The following is a 16494-nucleotide window of genomic DNA, read 5'->3' on the forward strand; positions in this document are numbered from 1 at the left end:
CAACGGTCCCTTTCACGCGTTCGCCGCCACGCGCGGCACCCCGCCGTCATCGTGCGGCACGACCGCCGCCACCGTGTGGCATCACAGCCGACACGCGCGGCACCACTGCCGTCTCGTGCGGCAGTCGCCGCCCTGTGCGGCACCCCGCCGCCACCGTGCGGCACCTTGGCCACGGACCCTGTGGCGTCCGCATGTTGGAACGGAGTATCCGCTTCCCGAGAACCGCTCCATCATGTAACCTGCACGAAATTTTGAGACTCACGCAGAGGGCCAACGTCGTCCCTCGGCACCTGCCACATGCCACATGACGACGACGGGAGAGCCGATGCGTACGCCGCGCCAGCCGTCCCAGCATTCCGCGAATGGCCAGAACTGGTCATTCATGGATGCTCGCCCTGCTGCCCAGGGTATGTACGACCCCCGCAACGAACACGACGCCTGTGGTGTCGGTTTCGTCGCCACCCTCACCGGCGAGGCGTCGCACACGCTGGTCGAGCAGGCACTCACGGTGCTGCGCAACCTGGAGCACCGCGGTGCCACCGGCTCCGAGCCCGACTCCGGCGACGGCGCGGGTCTGCTCTCTCAGGTCCCCGACGCCTTCTTCCGCGAAGTGGCCGGATTTGAACTCCCCGCCGCCGGGTCGTACGCCGCCGGTATCGCCTTCCTGCCGGAGGAGGGCACCGCCGAGGTCGTCTCACAGATCGAGACGATCGCCGTCGAGGAGGGTCTCACCGTCCTCGGGTGGCGTGAGGTCCCCGTCGCCCCGGAGCTGCTGGGCGCCACCGCCCGCTCCACCATGCCGGTCTTCCGGCAGATCTTCGTGACCGACGGCGCCAGCGAGGGCATCGCGCTGGACCGCAAGGCGTTCGTGCTGCGCAAGCGCGCCGAACGCGAGGCCGGTGTCTACTTCCCGTCGCTCTCCGCGCGCACGATCGTCTACAAGGGCATGCTGACCACCGGCCAGCTGGAGCCCTTCTTCCCGGACCTGTCCGACCGCCGCTTCGCCTCCGCGGTCGCGCTCGTGCACTCCCGCTTCTCCACGAACACCTTCCCGTCGTGGCCGCTCGCGCACCCGTACCGCTTCGTCGCGCACAACGGTGAGATCAACACCGTCAAGGGCAACCGCAACTGGATGGTCGCCCGCGAGTCGCAGCTGGTCTCCGACCTGTTCGGCGCCAAGGCGCTGGACCGGATCTTCCCGGTCTGTACGCCGGACGCCTCCGACTCCGCCTCCTTCGACGAGGTGCTGGAGCTGCTGCACCTGGGCGGCCGTTCGCTGCCGCACTCCGTGCTGATGATGATCCCGGAGGCGTGGGAGAACCACGACTCCATGGACCCGTCCCGGCGCGCCTTCTACCAGTTCCACTCCACGATGATGGAGCCCTGGGACGGCCCGGCCTGCGTCACCTTCACCGACGGCACCCAGGTCGGCGCCGTGCTCGACCGCAACGGTCTGCGCCCCGGCCGCTACTGGGTCACCGACGACGGCCTCGTCGTCCTCGGCTCCGAGGTCGGCGTCCTCGACATCGACCCGGCCAAGGTCGTCCGCAAGGGCCGCCTGCAGCCCGGCCGGATGTTCCTCGTCGACACCGCCGAGCACCGCATCATCGAGGACGACGAGATCAAGGCGACCCTCGCCGCCGAGAAGCCGTACGCCGAGTGGCTGGAGGCCGGCGAGATCGAGCTGGGCGACCTGCCCGAGCGCGAGCACATCGTCCACACCCACGCCTCGGTCACCCGCCGCCAGCAGACCTTCGGCTACACCGAGGAGGAGCTGCGCGTCATCCTCGCCCCGATGGCCCGCACCGGCGCCGAGCCGATCGGCTCCATGGGCACCGACAGCCCGATCGCGGCCCTGTCCGAGCGCCCGCGCCTGCTCTTCGACTACTTCACCCAGCTGTTCGCGCAGGTCACCAACCCGCCGCTGGACGCGATCCGCGAGGAGCTGGTCACCTCCCTGCGCTCCTCGCTGGGCCCGCAGGGCAACCTGCTCGACCCGACCGCCGCCTCCTGCCGGTCCGTCGTACTGCCCTTCCCGGTCATCGACAACGACGAGCTGGCCAAGCTCATCCACATCAACGCCGACGGCGACATGCCCGGTATGAAGGCCGCGACGCTGTCGGGTCTGTTCCGGGTCGGCGGCGGCGGCAACGCCCTCGCCGCGCGCATCGCGGAGATCTGCGCCGAGGCCGACGCGGCCATAGAGAACGGCGCCCGCCTGATCGTCCTGTCCGACCGGCACTCCGACGCCGAGCACGCGCCGATCCCGTCGCTGCTGCTCACCGCGGCCGTCCACCACCACCTCATCCGCACCAAGCAGCGCACCCACGTGGGCCTGCTGGTCGAGGCCGGCGACGTCCGCGAGGTCCACCACGTCGCCCTGCTGATCGGCTTCGGCGCCGCCGCCGTCAACCCGTACCTGGCGATGGAGTCGGTCGAGGACCTGCTGCGCGCGGGGACCTTCCTCAACGGCGTCGAGCCGGAGAAGGCCATCAAGAACCTGATCTACGCCCTCGGCAAGGGCGTGCTGAAGGTCATGTCGAAGATGGGCATCTCCACCGTCGCCTCCTACCGCGGCGCCCAGGTCTTCGAGGCCGTCGGCCTGGACGAGGCCTTCGTCGAGAAGTACTTCAACGGCACCGCCACCAAGATCGGCGGCGTCGGCATCGACGTCATCGCCGAGGAGGTCGCCGCCCGCCACGCCAAGGCCTACCCGGCCTCGGGCATCGCTCCCGCGCACCGCGCCCTGGAGATCGGCGGCGAGTACCAGTGGCGCCGCGAGGGCGAGCCGCACCTGTTCGACCCGGAGACGGTCTTCCGCCTCCAGCACGCCACGCGCACCGGCCGCTTCGACATCTTCAAGAAGTACACCGAGCGCGTGAACGAGCAGTCCGAGCGGCTGATGACGCTGCGCGGCCTGTTCGGCTTCGACTCCGGCCGCGCCCCGATCCCCGTCGACGAGGTCGAGCCGGCGAGCGAGATCGTCAAGCGCTTCTCCACGGGCGCGATGTCGTACGGCTCCATCTCCAAGGAGGCGCACGAGACCCTCGCCATCGCCATGAACCAGCTGGGCGGCAAGTCCAACACCGGTGAGGGCGGCGAGGACCCGGAGCGCCTGTACGACCCGGCGCGGCGCAGCGCCATCAAGCAGGTCGCCTCCGGCCGCTTCGGCGTGACCTCCGAGTACCTGGTCAACGCCGACGACATCCAGATCAAGATGGCCCAGGGCGCCAAGCCCGGCGAGGGCGGCCAGCTGCCCGGCCACAAGGTCTACCCGTGGGTCGCGAAGACGCGTCACTCGACGCCGGGCGTGGGCCTCATCTCCCCGCCGCCGCACCACGACATCTACTCCATCGAGGACCTGGCCCAGCTGATCCACGACCTGAAGAACGCGAACCCGCAGGCGCGGATTCACGTGAAGCTGGTCTCCGAGGTCGGCGTCGGCACGGTCGCGGCCGGTGTCTCCAAGGCCCACGCGGACGTCGTGCTCATCTCCGGCCACGACGGCGGTACGGGTGCCTCCCCGCTGACCTCGCTGAAGCACGCGGGCGGCCCCTGGGAGCTGGGCCTCGCCGAGACCCAGCAGACCCTGCTGCTCAACGGCCTGCGCGACCGGATCGTCGTGCAGACCGACGGCCAGCTGAAGACCGGCCGTGACGTGGTCATCGCCGCGCTGCTCGGCGCCGAGGAGTTCGGTTTCGCGACCGCTCCGCTCGTCGTCTCGGGCTGCGTGATGATGCGCGTCTGCCACCTGGACACCTGTCCGGTCGGCATCGCCACCCAGAACCCGGTCCTGCGCGACCGCTTCGCCGGCAAGGCCGAGTACGTGGTGAACTTCTTCCAGTTCATCGCCGAGGAGGTCCGCGAACTGCTGGCCGAGCTGGGCTTCCGCTCCATCGAGGAGGCCGTCGGCCGCGCCGAGGTGCTGGACGTCGAGCGCGCGGTGGACCACTGGAAGGCGCAGGGCCTGGACCTGGAGCCGCTGTTCCACGTGCCGTCGCTGCCGGAGGGCGCCGTCCGCCACCGGGTGGTCCCCCAGGACCACGGCCTGGAGAAGGCCCTGGACAACGAGCTGATCAAGCTCGCCGCCGACGCCCTCGCGGCGAACGACGCGACCGAGGCCCAGCCGGTGCGCGCCCAGGTCGCCATCCGCAACATCAACCGCACGGTCGGCACCATGCTCGGCCACGAGGTGACGAAGAAGTTCGGCGGTGCGGGCCTGCCGGAGGACACCATCGACATCACCTTCACCGGCTCGGCCGGCCAGTCCTTCGGCGCGTTCCTGCCGCGCGGTGTCACGCTGCGCCTGGAGGGCGACGCCAACGACTACGTCGGCAAGGGCCTCTCCGGCGGCCGGGTCGTGGTCCGCCCGGACCGGGCTGCCGACCACCTCGCCGAGTACTCGACCATCGCCGGCAACACGATCGCCTACGGCGCCACCGGCGGCGAGCTGTTCCTGCGCGGCCGTAGCGGTGAGCGGTTCTGCGTCCGCAACTCCGGCGCGCTGGTCGTCTCCGAAGGCGTGGGCGACCACGGCTGCGAGTACATGACCGGCGGTCGCGCGGTCGTCCTCGGCCCGACCGGCCGCAACTTCGCGGCGGGCATGTCCGGTGGCATCGCCTACGTCATCGACCTCGACCGCGACAACGTCAACGCCGGCAACGCCGGGTCGGTCGAGGCGCTGGACGACACGGACAAGCAGTGGCTGCACGACGTGGTGCGCCGCCACGCCGAGGAGACCGGCTCGACGGTCGCCGAGAAGCTGCTCGCCGACTGGGACACGGCCGTGGCCCGGTTCAGCAAGATCATCCCCAGCACGTACAAGGCAGTGCTCGCCGCCAAGGACGCCGCCGAGCGAGCGGGTCTCTCCGAGACCGAGATCACCGAGAAGATGATGGAGGCGGCGATCAATGGCTGACCCGAAGGGCTTCCTGAACCACGGCCGCGAGGTCGCCCGGACCCGTCCCGTCGGTGAGCGCGTCAAGGACTGGAACGAGGTCTACGTCCCCGGCTCCCTGCTGCCGATCATCAGCAAGCAGGCCAGCCGCTGCATGGACTGCGGCATCCCGTTCTGCCACAACGGCTGTCCGCTCGGAAACCTGATCCCCGAGTGGAACGACTACGCCTACCGCGAGGACTGGGGCGCCGCCTCCGAGCGTCTGCACGCGACCAACAACTTCCCGGAGTTCACGGGCCGGCTGTGCCCCGCTCCCTGCGAGTCGGCGTGTGTGCTCGGCATCAACCAGCCGCCGGTCACCATCAAGAACGTCGAGGTCTCGATCATCGACAAGGCGTGGGACGCGGGCACCGTCGCCCCGCAGGCCCCCGAGCGCCTGTCCGGCAAGACCGTCGCGGTCATCGGCTCGGGTCCGGCGGGCCTCGCCGCCGCCCAGCAGCTGACCCGGGCCGGCCACACGGTCGCCGTCTACGAGCGCGCCGACCGCGTCGGCGGCCTGCTCCGCTACGGCATCCCCGAGTTCAAGATGGAGAAGCGGCACATCAACCGCCGTATCGAGCAGATGCGCGCGGAGGGCACCCGCTTCCGCACCGGTATCGAGATCGGCCGCGACCTCAAGGCGTCCGACCTGAAGAAGCGGTACGACGCGGTCGTCATCGCCGCCGGTGCGACCACGGCCCGCGATCTCCCGGTCCCCGGCCGCGAGCTCAAGGGCATCTACCAGGCGATGGAGTACCTGCCGCTGGCCAACAAGGTCCAGGAGGGCGACTACGTCACCGCCCCGATCTCGGCCGAGGGCAAGCACGTCGTCGTCATCGGCGGCGGCGACACCGGCGCGGACTGCGTGGGCACCGCCCACCGCCAGGGCGCGGCCTCCGTCACCCAGCTGGAGATCATGCCCCGCCCGAACGACGAGCGGCACCCGACCAGCCAGCCCTGGCCGACCTTCCCGATCCTCTACAAGGTCACCTCGGCCCACGAGGAGGGCGGCGAGCGGATCTACTCCGCCTCCACCACCCACTTCGAGGGCGACGAGGACGGCAACGTGCAGTGGCTGCACCTGGCCGAAGTGGAGTTCGTCGACGGCAAGTTGACGTCCAAGCCGGGCACCGAGCGCAAGATCCCCGCCCAGCTGGTCACCCTCGCCATGGGCTTCACCGGCACCGACCGCGAGAACGGCCTGGTGGACCAGTTTGGTCTAGACCTCGACGAACGCGGTAACATCGCCCGCGACGCCGACTTCCAGACCAACGTGCCGGGTGTGTTCGTCGCCGGTGACGCCGGCCGCGGCCAGTCCCTGATCGTGTGGGCGATCGCGGAGGGCCGCTCGGCCGCCCGCGGTGTCGACCGGTTCCTGACCGGTGCCAGCGACCTGCCGGCCCCGATCCGCCCGACCGACCGTTCCCTGGCGGTCTGACGGCACCCCTGAAACGTCCCGTACAACGGCGTACGGAACACTGACGGCGCCTGCCCCCTGTCCCCGACCGGACGCCTGGGCAGGCGTCGTTGCATGTCCGCACCGTCGAGGGGGAACCATGGCCGCGATCAGCCTGCGCAAGGTGGAGGAGACCGCGCCCGCGCTGGTCAGCCTGTACAAGAGCGCCGGGGTGTCGCTCACCCGGCACGGCCTGGACGGGCTGCGCGCCGCCGTCTATCTCGTGGTCGACCACTCCGGCTCGATGAGGCCGTACTACCAGGACGGCAGCGTGCAGACGCTCGCCGACCGGGTGCTGGGCCTGTCCGCGCACCTGGACGACGACGGACGGGTGCCGGCGGTGTTCTTCTCCACGGACGTCGACGCGGTCACCGACATCGCCCTCGACCGGCACGAGGGCGCCGTCGAGCGGATCGTGGCCGGGCTCGGCCACATGGGCAAGACCAGCTACCACCTGGCGATGGACGCCGTCATCGACCACTACCTGGACAGCGGCGCCACCGCCCCCGCCCTGGTCGTCTTCCAGACCGACGGCGGCCCGGTCAACAAGCTCGCCGCCGAACGCTATCTGTGCAAGGCGGCCCGGCTGCCGCTGTTCTGGCAGTTCGTCGGCTTCGGCGACCCGGGAAGCCGGCAGTTCGAGTTCCTGCGGAAACTGGACGAGCTGGCCGTACCGGGCAAGCGGATCGTGGACAACGCGGGCTTCTTCCACGCCGGCCAGGACCCGCGGCGCGTCTCCGACGCCGAGCTGTACGACCGGCTCGTCGGCGAGTTCCCCCAGTGGCTGGCGGCCGCGCGCGCCGCCGGCATCGTACGGCCCGCATGAGCCACGCCCTGGCGTCGATCCGCTTGAACCGCTCGCAGATGAGGGCTGGTTCGAGAGCAACCGCTCAAGGGCCCGTCGGTCCTTTGAGCGCGTCCCCCAGAAAGAGCTCCCGGCACTCCTCGGGCGTGCCCCACGCCGTCCGCAGGGCGCGGGCCTTGGTCAGCCACAGGGACAGGTCGTACTCCGCGGTGTAGCCGATCGCGCCGTGCAGCTGCAGCGCCGCACGGGCCGCGCCGTACGCCGCCTCGCACGCCTTGAGCTTGGCGGCGGCCACCTCGGCGGGGCGGAGGGATATCGCCGCGCCGAGGACCAGGGGGCGGGCGAACTCCAGGGCCGTCGTGGCGTCGGCGAGGCGGTGTTTGACCGCCTGGAAGGAGCCGATGGGGACGCCGAACTGGGTGCGCTGCCGGACGTGGGCGACCGTGCGGTCGAGGAGCGCGAGTCCGACGCCGAGGGCCTGGGCGGCCGTGGCCAGACGGGCCCAGGTGAGGGCGAGGCCGTACCGGGGGTGGCGGGTGAGGAGTTCGCCGTCCGGAGTGAGCGGGGTGAGGCGGCGGGCGGGGTCGAGGGAGCGGCGCACCGGGCCGGTGGCGGACGCCAGACGCAGGCCGCCGTCGGGGGCGAGGGCGAGGCGGAGGGCGGCCGCGTCGGCGTCCAGGGCGAGGGGAGCGGCGCCGGCGCCGAAGGCGGGTCCGGCGGGTGCCGCCACGGTCACGAGGTCCGTACCGGCCAGGAGCCCCGGCAGGAACCGCTTCGAGAGCGGGGGGCCGGCAAGGAGTATCGCCGCCGCAACCGTCTCCACCAGCGGGCCCGGCACCGCATGCCGCCCCAACTCCATGAAGGCCAGCGCCAGTTCCACCGGATGCGGCCCCAGCCCGCCGTGCTCCTCCGGCACCGCCAGGCCGAACACCCCCGCCTCGGCGAGACGGCGCCACAGTGCCCGCCCGCGCGCATGGTCACCGTCGCTCCAGTCCCGGATCACCGCCGGGGCGTCCGCGGCCGACAGCATCCCGTGCAGCGACTCGGTGAAGGCGCGCTGTTCGGCGTCGAGCAGGAAGCGCATCAGCGGCGTCCCTTCGGCAGGCCGAGCAGCCGTTCGGCGACGATGTCCCGCTGGATCTCGTTGGTGCCCGCGTAGAGGGGCCCGGCGAGCGCGAAGACGTACCCCTCGGACCAGGCGGTGTCGGCCGACTCGCCCTCTTCCCCGAGCAGATCGAGCGCCGTCTCGTGCAGCGCCAGGTCCAGCTCGGACCAGAAGACCTTGTTCATGCTGGACTCGGGGCCGAGGCGCTCGCCCCGAAGGAAGCGGGAGGCGGCCGCGTAGGTGAACAGCTGGTAGGCGCGGGCGCCGATCAGGGCGTCGGCCACGCGGGCGCGGGCGTGCTCCGGGCAGCCGCGCGAGCGCCACAGCTCGACCAGCCGGTGTGCCGAGGCGAGGAAGCGGCCCGGTGAGCGCAGGGTGAGCCCGCGTTCGTTGCCCGCCGTGGACATCGCGATCCGCCAGCCCTGGCCGGGCTCGCCGATCACGTCCGTGTCCGGCACGAACACGTCGTCCAGGAACAGCTCGGCGAAGGCCGGCTTGCCGTCCAGACGGCCGATCGGGCGGACCGTGACCCCGGGCGCCCGCAGGTCGAACATCAGGTAGGTCAGCCCCTGGTGGGGTTTCGGCGCGCCCGGATCGCTGCGGAACAGGCCGAAGGCCCGGTCGGCGAAGGCCGCCCGCGACGACCAGGTCTTCTGTCCCCGCAAGAGCCAGCCGCCGTCCGTCCGTACCGCCCTGGAGGTGAGCGAGGCCAGGTCGGAGCCCGCCTCCGGCTCGGACCAGGCCTGCGCCCAGACCACCTCGCCGGTGGCCATCGGCGGCAGCACCCGCGTGCGTTGCTCCTCCGTGCCGTGGTCGAAGAGCGTCGGCGCGAGCAGGCTGACGCCGTTCTGGCCGACGCGGCCGGGCGCGCCCGCCGCCCAGTACTCCTCCTCGAAGACCAGCCAGCGCAGCAGCCCCGCGTCCCGGCCGCCGTACTTCTCCGGCCACGACACCACCGACCAGCGGTCCGCGGCCAGTTCGGCCTCCCAGGCGCGGTGGGCCGTGAAGCCCTCCGCCGTCTCCAGTGAGGGCAGCGGCGTGCGCGGCACGTGCGCCGCCAGCCAGGCGCGGGCCTCGGCGCGGAACTCCTCGTCGGCCGCGGAATGGGACAGATCCACCACCGGCACCTTCCTCCCTCGACCTTCCCTAACAAGTGTTTGGTAGGTTAGCGTGGCCCTATGACAGGCGTCGAGAGCCCGGCCTACGTGCCCGGGCACGGACTGCTCCGGGGCCGCACCGCCGTCATCACCGCGGCGGCCGGCGCCGGCATCGGCGGCGCGACCGCGCACCGCTTCCTGGAGGAGGGCGCGCGCGTGCTCATCAGCGACGCGCACACACGCCGGCTCAAGGAGTACGAGGCCGGGCTGGGCCGCAAGTTCCCGGGCCGGGTGGCCGCGCTGCCGTGCGACGTCACCGACGAGACCCAGGTGCGGGCCCTGTTCGGGGCGGCCGTGGCCGAGCACGGGCGGCTGGACATCGTCGTCAACAACGCGGGCCTGGGCGGCACTTCGGACCTGGTCGACATGACCGACGAGCAGTGGTCGAAGGTGCTGGACGTGACCCTGAACGGCACCTTCCGGTGCACCCGCGCCGCCCTGCGGGCCATGCGCGAGACCGGAAGCGGGGTGATCGTCAACAACGCCTCCGTCGTCGGCTGGCGCGCCCAGGCCGGGCAGGCGCACTACGCCGCGGCCAAGGCCGGCGTGATGGCGCTGACCCGGTGCGCGGCGATCGAGGCCGCCGCGTACGGCGTGCGGGTCAACGCCGTGGCGCCGAGCCTCGCCATGCATCCGCACCTGGCGAAGGTCACCTCCGCCGAACTGCTCCAGGAGCTGACCGGACGCGAGGCCTTCGGGCGCTACGCCGAGCCCTGGGAGGTCGCCAACGTGATCGTGTTCCTGGCCTCCGGCTACTCCTCGTATCTGACCGGCGAGGTCGTCGCCGTCAGCAGCCAGCACCCCTGACGACGGACAGACCACAATGGGTGCGTGCCGACCAAGAAGAAGCCCCAGGTGACCGCGGCAGCGGCCCGGCGCGGTGAACTCCTGACCACCGCTGCCGAGGTCTTCGCCGAGCACGGCTACAACGCCACCACCGTCCGCCGGATCGCCGACCACGCCGGGATGCTCGCGGGCAGCCTCTACTACCACTTCGACTCCAAGGAGTCGATGCTCGAGGAGATCCTGCGGACCTTCCTCGACGAACTGTGGGACGGCTACGACACCGTCCTCGCCGCCGGACTCGGGCCCCGCGAGACGCTGGAGGCGCTCGTCACCGAGTCCTTCCGGGAGATCGACCGGCACCGCGCGGCCGTCGCGATCTACCAGAAGGAGAGCAGGCAGCTCGTCGCCCAGGACCGCTTCGCGTTCCTCGCCGACTCCCAGCGCCGCTTCGAGAAGGCCTGGCTGAGCACGCTGGAGCGCGGCGTCGCCGAGCGCGCCTTCCGCGCCGACCTCGACGTCCGCCTCACCTACCGGTTCGTGCGCGACACCGTGTGGGTCGCCGCCTCCTGGTACCGGCCCGGCGGACAGCACAGCCCCGAGGAGATCGCCCGCCAGTACCTGTCGATGGTGCTGGACGGGATCGCCGTACGCGAGTGACACCTTTCGCATAACGCCCCTTTCCTGTCAGGGAGTTGCCATGGCCGAGGCCTATATCGTCGAAGCGGTCCGTACGCCCGTCGGGCGGCGCGGGGGAGGGCTCAGTGCGGTCCACCCGGCCGATCTGGGCGCGCATGTGCTGAAGGCGCTGGTGGAGCGGGCCGGGATCGACCCGGCCGCCGTGGAGGACGTCGTCCTCGGCTGCCTGGACGCGGTCGGGCCGCAGGCCGGGGACATCGCCCGCACCTGCTGGCTGGCCGCCGGACTCCCCGAGGAGGTGCCGGGCGTGACCGTCGACCGGCAGTGCGGCTCCTCCCAGCAGGCCGTGCACTTCGCCGCGCAGGCCGTGCTCTCCGGCACCCAGGACCTGGTGATCGCCGGCGGGGTGCAGAACATGTCCCAGATACCCATCGCCTTCGCCTCCCGGCAGGCCGCCGAACCCCTCGGCCTGACCGACGGACCCTTCCTCGGCAGCACCGGCTGGCGCGCCCGCTACGGCGACCAGCCCGTCAACCAGTTCGCCGGCGCCGAGATGATCGCCGCCAAGTGGGGCATCAGCCGCGAGGAGCAGGAGGGGTTCGCCCTGCGGTCGCACCGGCGGGCGGTGCGGGCCCTCGACTCCGGGCGCTTCGACCGCGAGACCGTTCCCTACGGCGAGGTCACCGCGGACGAGGGCCCGCGCCGGGACACCTCCTTGGAGAAGATGGCCGCCCTGAAACCCGTCCTCGACGGCGGCACCATCACCGCGGCCTGCTCCTCCCAGGTCTCCGACGGCGCCGCGGCCCTGCTGCTCGCCTCCGAGCGGGCCGTACGCGACCACGGACTGCGCCCCCGCGCCCGCGTCCACCACCTCTCCGCCCGCGGCGAGGACCCGATCCGGATGCTCTCCGCCCCCATCCCGGCCACCGCGCACGCCCTGAAGAAGACCGGCCTGACCATCGACGCCATCGACCTCGTGGAGATCAACGAGGCCTTCGCACCGGTCGTCCTCGCCTGGCTGCGGGAGACCGGCGCCGACCCCGAGAAGGTCAACGTCAACGGCGGCGCGATCGCCCTCGGCCATCCGCTCGGCGCGACCGGCGTCCGCCTGATGACGACCCTCCTGCACGAACTGGAACGCACCGGCGGCCGCTACGGCCTGCAGACCATGTGCGAGGGCGGCGGCCAGGCCAACGTGACGATCATCGAACGCCTCTGAGCAGAGCGACGACAAGGGCGGCCACCCACTTCGGCGGACGGAGTCCGGCGCAGGCTCCTGAAGCCTGGGAGGCCCCTGGGGCCGAGCAGTGCGAGGGGGCCGTCGGGGGTGGTGCCCATGTGCGAGGGCGGCGGCCAGGCCAACGTGACGATCATCGAACGCCTCTGAGCCGAGCCAGTTCCACCAGCGCCTCCTCCGCCTCCTTCACGATCCGCTCCACCAGCTCCGCGCACGACGGCAGGTCTTCGATCACCCCGGCGACCTGCCCGGACGCCATCACCCCGAGGTCCGTACAGCCGTCCACCATCGCGGACTTCAGCAGCATCGGCGTGTTCGCGGCCAGCAGCACCTGGCCCCAGGACAACTCCTTGCCGTGCCGCAGGGCCAGCCCGTCTCGCACCATCTGCCGCCAGGTGAGCCCCGACAGCCGCCGGAAGCCCGCCGCCCGCCGCACCGCGTGGACCAGGGCAGGTATCCGGCCGGACCGCTCCAACGTCTCGACCAGCTCCGTGCGCAGCATCCGGTGCGGCAGGCCGTCCACCGCCCGGGTGACCGTCACGTCCCGGACCGTCGCCGCCAGATACCGGGCCTTCACCGCGTCCGGCACGGTCGAGTCGGAGGTGAGCAGGAACCGCGTGCCCATCGCCACCCCGGCCGCCCCGTACGCCAGCGCCGCCACCAGGCCGCGTCCGTCGAAGAAGCCGCCCGCCGCCACCACCGGGATGTCCACCGCGTCCACCACCTGCGGCAGCAGCACGCTGGTGGCCACCTCGCCGGTGTGTCCGCCGCCCTCGCCGCCCTGCACGATCACCGCGTCCGCACCCCACGCGGCCACCTTCTCGGCGTGCCGGCGCGCCCCGACGGACGGGATGACGACCACCCCCGCCTCCTTGAGCCGGGTGATCAGCTCGCGTGAGGGGGCCAGGGCGAAGGAGGCCACCCGGACGCCCTCCGCCAGCATGATCTCCACCCGGTCCGCCGCGTCGCCCGCGTCGGCGCGCAGATTCACCCCGAACGGCGCGTCGGTGCGCGACCGCACCTCCCGTATCGCCTCGCGCAGCCGGTCCGGTGTCATCGTCGCGGAGGCCAGGATGCCGAGCGCGCCCGCGCTCGCCGTCGCCGAGACCAGCCGCGGGCCGGCCACCCAGCCCATCCCGGTCTGCACGATCGGATGGCGCACCCCGACCAGCCGGGTCAGTGCCGTGTCCATCAGACCGGCACCTCCCTGGCCCGGGTGTTCCCCGGATCGATCACCTCGCGGATCAGGCGCAGTTCGCCGACGGTCGGTTCGCGGGTGTACGGCACCTCGTCCGGGATCACGAGGTCGAACCCCGTGGCCTCCCGGACCTGGCCCACCGTCACGCCCGGGTGGACGGAGACCAGCCGCATCGTGTGACCCGGCGTGGCGAAGTCGAAGACGCCGAGGTCGGAGACGACACGCGGGATGCGGTGGTACGGCGCACCGGCCGCGCGGTCGTACCCCACCCCGCACACCATGTCGACCTGTTCGACGAAGACGCGCCGGGAATGCTTCGGGATCCAGTAACTCGTCGGGTTGTTGAGCGTGTTGACCGGCGCCCCGCGCACCCCGAGCAGTTGCCGCGCCGGCTTCGCCCAGTCTCCGATGCAGCAGATGTTCTGGTTGCCGTACCGGTCGATCTGGCTCGCGCCCATCATCACGTGCCGTCGGCCCCCGGCGACCAGTTCCAGGTGCTTGCGGTACGGCAGCCAGCCCTCGACCGTGCCGTCCGGGCCCACGATCATCGCCTCGCCGTCGGTCAGCAGCAGGTCGGGTGCGAAGGTCCGCCTGGCGAGGCGGGCGCCGATGGACGGGACCAGGCCCATCGGGCTAGCCAGGATCTCGCCCCCGTCCCGCCAGGCCTCGGCGCAGGCGATCACGCAGTACTCGGCGCGGGAAGCGCCGCCGGGTCCGGGTGGTGTGGTCCCGGTCATGACTCCTCCTCGACCGCGGCCCGGTAGTCACGCTCGTCCCCGGCCAGAAAGCGCGCCGCGAACTCAGGCCAAGGCGTGCCGGCGTACCGCTTCTGGAGCGCCTCGTCCCTGCCGTAGTCGGGGACGCAGGACGTGAAGTGCGCGCCGCCCGGTGCCTCCACGACCCCGGTCACCACGTGCCGTTTGACCAGCAGGGTCTGCGGTGCCGCGGCCTTCGTCAGCTCGGCCGTGTCCACGATCCGTTCGCACGAGACGTAGGCCGTGTCCGCCGCCTCGCAGAACAGGTCGTCGAAGTACGGGTCCGGGCCCAGATACTGGCCGTTGCCCAGCCGGTCGGCCCGGTTGACGTGCACCAGCGCCGCGTCCAGCCGCAGGGCCGGCATGGCCACGAACGTCTCCCCGTCCCCGTACGGCGAAGTGACCGTCCGCAGGCCGGGGTTGACCCGCATCACGTCCGAGCCGAGGCCCGCCCGCACCGGCAGGAAGGGCAGCCGGTTCGCGGCGGCGCGCAACCCCCACATGAACATCGCCTCGTCGACCTCCATCAGCTCGAAGTCGCCCCGCTCGCGCGCCGCCCGGTAGTGCGGCTCCAGCGGGACGGAGTCGAGGGTGACGAAGGCGGTGACCAGCTTGCGGATCCGGCCGGCCGCGGCCAGCATCCCCACGTCGGGACCGCCGTACGACACCACCGTCAGATCGCTGACCGATGTCCGCAGCAGCGCTCTGACCAGCGCCATCGGCTTGCGGCGGGAACCCCAGCCGCCGATGCCGAGGGTCATGCCGCTCGCCAGCCGCGAGACCACCTCGTCGGCGGTCATCGTCTTGTCGCCCATCTACGCCCCCTCCTTCCCGAACGTGTCGCGGACCCGGTCGGCCAGTCCGCTGAGGTTGGCCTCGAAGGTGAAGCCCTGCTCGAAGCGGTAGCTGCGGCGCACGTCGACCGGGTCGATGCCGTTGATGGCCGCCTTGGCCATGCGCAGCAGCCGCCCGTCCTTGGCGGCGATCTCGCGGGCCAGCTCCAGCGCCGCCGCCCGCAGCCGCGCGCCCGGCACCACGCGCCACACCGAGCCGTGCCGGTGCAGTTCCTCGGCGCTCGCCGTGCGCCCCGTGTAGTACAGGGCGCGCATCAGGTGCTGCGGGACCAGCCGGGCCAGATGGGTCGCGGCCCCCAGCGCGCCCCGGTCCAGCTCGGGCAGCCCGAAGACGGCGTCCTCGCTCGCCACGATCGCGTCCGCGTTGCCCACCAGGCCTATCCCGCCGCCCAGGCAGAAGCCCTGCACCGCCGCGACGACCGGGACCGCGCACTCGTAGACCGCCGCGAAGGCCTCGGCGCAGCCGTGGTTGGCGCCGATCAGTGCTTGCTGCCCCTGCGCCTGTATCTCCTTGATGTCCACGCCCGCGTTGAACCCGCGGCCCTCGGCGGCCAGCACCACGCACCGGACCTCGGCGTCGCGGCCGGACGCGCGCACGGCGTCGGCCAGGTCCGACCAGCCGCGCACCGGCAGTGCGTTCACCGGCGGGAAGTCGACGGTGACCACGGAAATCCCTTTTTCCGGGGACGAACGGGAGACACCCATGGGCGCATCAGCTACCTTTCCACCAAACATTTGTTAGGTGCGAGGCTTCGAAGCTAGCAGTCGGCGCAGACGAGCGGGAGGGCCTGTGGATAACTTGCCGCGCGACAGAACCCGCGTCCGAACCGTCGTCGTGACCGGCGGCACCCGGGGCGTCGGAGCCGGGATCGCCCGGGCGTTCGCCGAGACCGGCGCCCGGGTCGTGGCCTGCGCCCGCCGCCCACCCGAACAGCCCCTGGACGGCGTCGAGTTCACCCACCTCGACCTGCGCGACCCACCCGCCGTCCGGACCTTCTTCGACGCGCTGCCCCGGCTCGACGTGCTCGTCAACAACGCGGGCGGCGCACCGTACCGGCGACTGGTCGACGCCGACGCCGAACGGCACGCCAGGGTCGTCGAGTTGAACCTGATCACCCCGCTGACCGCGTCCCTCGCCGCGTACGAGCAACTGCGCCGCAGCCGGGGCTCGGTCGTGATGGTCGGCAGCGTCAGCGGCGGCCGTCCCTCGCCCGGCTCGGCCGCCTACGGCGCGGCCAAGGCCGGCCTCGCGAACCTGGCCGCCTCGATGGCCGTGGAGTGGGCGCCGGACATCCGCGTCAACACACTCGTGGTCGGCATGGTCCGCACCGAACTGTCGCATCTGCACTACGGCGGCCCGGACGGCATCGCCGCCGTCTCCGGCACCGTCCCGCTCGGCCGGCTGGCCGCCCCCGCCGACGTCGGCGCCGCCGCCGTCTTCCTCGCCTCCGACGCGGCCGCCTACATCAGCGGAGCCAGTCTGCATGTGCACGGCGGCGGGGAGCGGCCCGCCTTTCTGGACGCCGCAACGGCCCACGAGGACAAGTGAGATGACGTCGACCGGGAGAA

The 16494-nt window shown here is 71.9% G+C and carries 13 protein-coding genes; 7 read left to right on the forward strand and 6 right to left on the reverse strand.

What is annotated here, in order from left to right:
* Positions 1-325 precede the first annotated feature (325 nt).
* From gltB to AB5L52_RS32330, 3 genes are all read left to right on the forward strand, one after another.
* Positions 326-4918, forward strand: a complete 4593-nt coding sequence (gltB, locus tag AB5L52_RS32320) for a glutamate synthase large subunit (protein WP_369367377.1) — start codon at positions 326-328, stop codon at positions 4916-4918.
* Complete coding sequence (locus tag AB5L52_RS32325; RefSeq protein ID WP_351017851.1) at positions 4911-6374, forward strand: glutamate synthase subunit beta; 1464 nt, start codon at positions 4911-4913, stop codon at positions 6372-6374. The genes gltB and AB5L52_RS32325 overlap by 8 nt, the downstream gene beginning before the upstream one ends.
* A 118-nt stretch (positions 6375-6492) precedes the next feature.
* Positions 6493-7218: a VWA domain-containing protein gene (locus AB5L52_RS32330; RefSeq protein ID WP_351017848.1), complete on the forward strand. Its 726-nt coding sequence runs from the start codon at positions 6493-6495 to the stop codon at positions 7216-7218.
* Positions 7219-7282: 64 nt separating this feature from the next.
* On the opposite strand, the gene AB5L52_RS32335 is transcribed toward AB5L52_RS32330, so the two are convergent.
* Complete coding sequence (locus AB5L52_RS32335) at positions 7283-8281, reverse strand: acyl-CoA dehydrogenase family protein (RefSeq protein ID WP_369367378.1); 999 nt, start codon at positions 8279-8281, stop codon at positions 7283-7285.
* Complete coding sequence (locus tag AB5L52_RS32340; protein WP_351567919.1) at positions 8281-9420, reverse strand: acyl-CoA dehydrogenase family protein; 1140 nt, start codon at positions 9418-9420, stop codon at positions 8281-8283. The genes AB5L52_RS32335 and AB5L52_RS32340 overlap by 1 nt, the downstream gene beginning before the upstream one ends.
* A gap of 60 nt (positions 9421-9480) precedes the next feature.
* On the opposite strand from AB5L52_RS32340, the gene AB5L52_RS32345 reads away from it, so the two are divergent.
* The 3 genes from AB5L52_RS32345 to AB5L52_RS32355 are packed head-to-tail and all read left to right on the forward strand — an operon-like array spanning position 9481 to position 12100.
* Complete coding sequence (locus AB5L52_RS32345; RefSeq protein ID WP_351567922.1) at positions 9481-10266, forward strand: SDR family oxidoreductase; 786 nt, start codon at positions 9481-9483, stop codon at positions 10264-10266.
* Positions 10267-10290: 24 nt separating this feature from the next.
* Complete coding sequence (locus AB5L52_RS32350; protein ID WP_369367379.1) at positions 10291-10902, forward strand: TetR/AcrR family transcriptional regulator; 612 nt, start codon at positions 10291-10293, stop codon at positions 10900-10902.
* A gap of 40 nt (positions 10903-10942) precedes the next feature.
* Positions 10943-12100, forward strand: a complete 1158-nt coding sequence (locus tag AB5L52_RS32355) for an acetyl-CoA C-acetyltransferase (RefSeq protein WP_351017834.1) — start codon at positions 10943-10945, stop codon at positions 12098-12100.
* A 151-nt stretch (positions 12101-12251) separates the two neighbouring features.
* On the opposite strand, the gene AB5L52_RS32360 is transcribed toward AB5L52_RS32355, so the two are convergent.
* Genes AB5L52_RS32360 through AB5L52_RS32375 form a run of 4 tightly spaced genes read right to left on the reverse strand, consistent with a single transcriptional unit; the run spans position 12252 to position 15630 of the window.
* A complete protein-coding gene (locus AB5L52_RS32360) occupies positions 12252-13310 on the reverse strand; it encodes a nitronate monooxygenase (protein ID WP_351017831.1) in 1059 nt (352 codons plus the stop codon).
* The gene (locus tag AB5L52_RS32365; RefSeq protein WP_369367380.1) at positions 13310-14053 is read right to left on the reverse strand and encodes a CoA-transferase subunit beta; all 744 of its coding nucleotides are present in this window, start codon (positions 14051-14053) and stop codon (positions 13310-13312) included. The genes AB5L52_RS32360 and AB5L52_RS32365 overlap by 1 nt, the downstream gene beginning before the upstream one ends.
* Entirely contained in the window at positions 14050-14886 is an 837-nt protein-coding gene (locus AB5L52_RS32370; protein WP_369367381.1) for a CoA transferase subunit A, read from the reverse strand. Before AB5L52_RS32370 ends, AB5L52_RS32365 begins: the two co-directional genes overlap by 4 nt.
* Entirely contained in the window at positions 14887-15630 is a 744-nt protein-coding gene (locus tag AB5L52_RS32375; protein ID WP_351017822.1) for an enoyl-CoA hydratase family protein, read from the reverse strand.
* A 94-nt stretch (positions 15631-15724) separates the two neighbouring features.
* On the opposite strand from AB5L52_RS32375, the gene AB5L52_RS32380 reads away from it, so the two are divergent.
* Positions 15725-16474, forward strand: a complete 750-nt coding sequence (locus tag AB5L52_RS32380) for an SDR family oxidoreductase (protein ID WP_369367382.1) — start codon at positions 15725-15727, stop codon at positions 16472-16474.
* The last annotated feature ends 20 nt before the right edge of the window (positions 16475-16494 follow it).

The sequence above is a fragment of the Streptomyces sp. CG4 genome, assembly GCF_041080655.1.
In the GTDB taxonomy this organism is placed as follows: domain Bacteria; phylum Actinomycetota; class Actinomycetes; order Streptomycetales; family Streptomycetaceae; genus Streptomyces.

What these genes read in the sequence shown, in the direction of transcription:
- gltB (WP_369367377.1), top strand. Translation starts at nt 326, where the DNA reads ATGCGTACGCCGCGCCAGCCGTCCCAGCATTCCGCGAATGGCCAGAAC.
- AB5L52_RS32325 (WP_351017851.1), top strand. Translation starts at nt 4,911, where the DNA reads ATGGCTGACCCGAAGGGCTTCCTGAACCACGGCCGCGAGGTCGCCCGG.
- AB5L52_RS32330 (WP_351017848.1), top strand. Translation starts at nt 6,493, where the DNA reads ATGGCCGCGATCAGCCTGCGCAAGGTGGAGGAGACCGCGCCCGCGCTG.
- AB5L52_RS32335 (WP_369367378.1), bottom strand. Translation starts at nt 8,281, where the DNA reads ATGCGCTTCCTGCTCGACGCCGAACAGCGCGCCTTCACCGAGTCGCTG.
- AB5L52_RS32345 (WP_351567922.1), top strand. Translation starts at nt 9,481, where the DNA reads ATGACAGGCGTCGAGAGCCCGGCCTACGTGCCCGGGCACGGACTGCTC.
- AB5L52_RS32355 (WP_351017834.1), top strand. Translation starts at nt 10,943, where the DNA reads ATGGCCGAGGCCTATATCGTCGAAGCGGTCCGTACGCCCGTCGGGCGG.
- AB5L52_RS32360 (WP_351017831.1), bottom strand. Translation starts at nt 13,310, where the DNA reads ATGGACACGGCACTGACCCGGCTGGTCGGGGTGCGCCATCCGATCGTG.
- AB5L52_RS32365 (WP_369367380.1), bottom strand. Translation starts at nt 14,053, where the DNA reads ATGACCGGGACCACACCACCCGGACCCGGCGGCGCTTCCCGCGCCGAG.
- AB5L52_RS32370 (WP_369367381.1), bottom strand. Translation starts at nt 14,886, where the DNA reads ATGGGCGACAAGACGATGACCGCCGACGAGGTGGTCTCGCGGCTGGCG.
- AB5L52_RS32375 (WP_351017822.1), bottom strand. Translation starts at nt 15,630, where the DNA reads ATGGGTGTCTCCCGTTCGTCCCCGGAAAAAGGGATTTCCGTGGTCACC.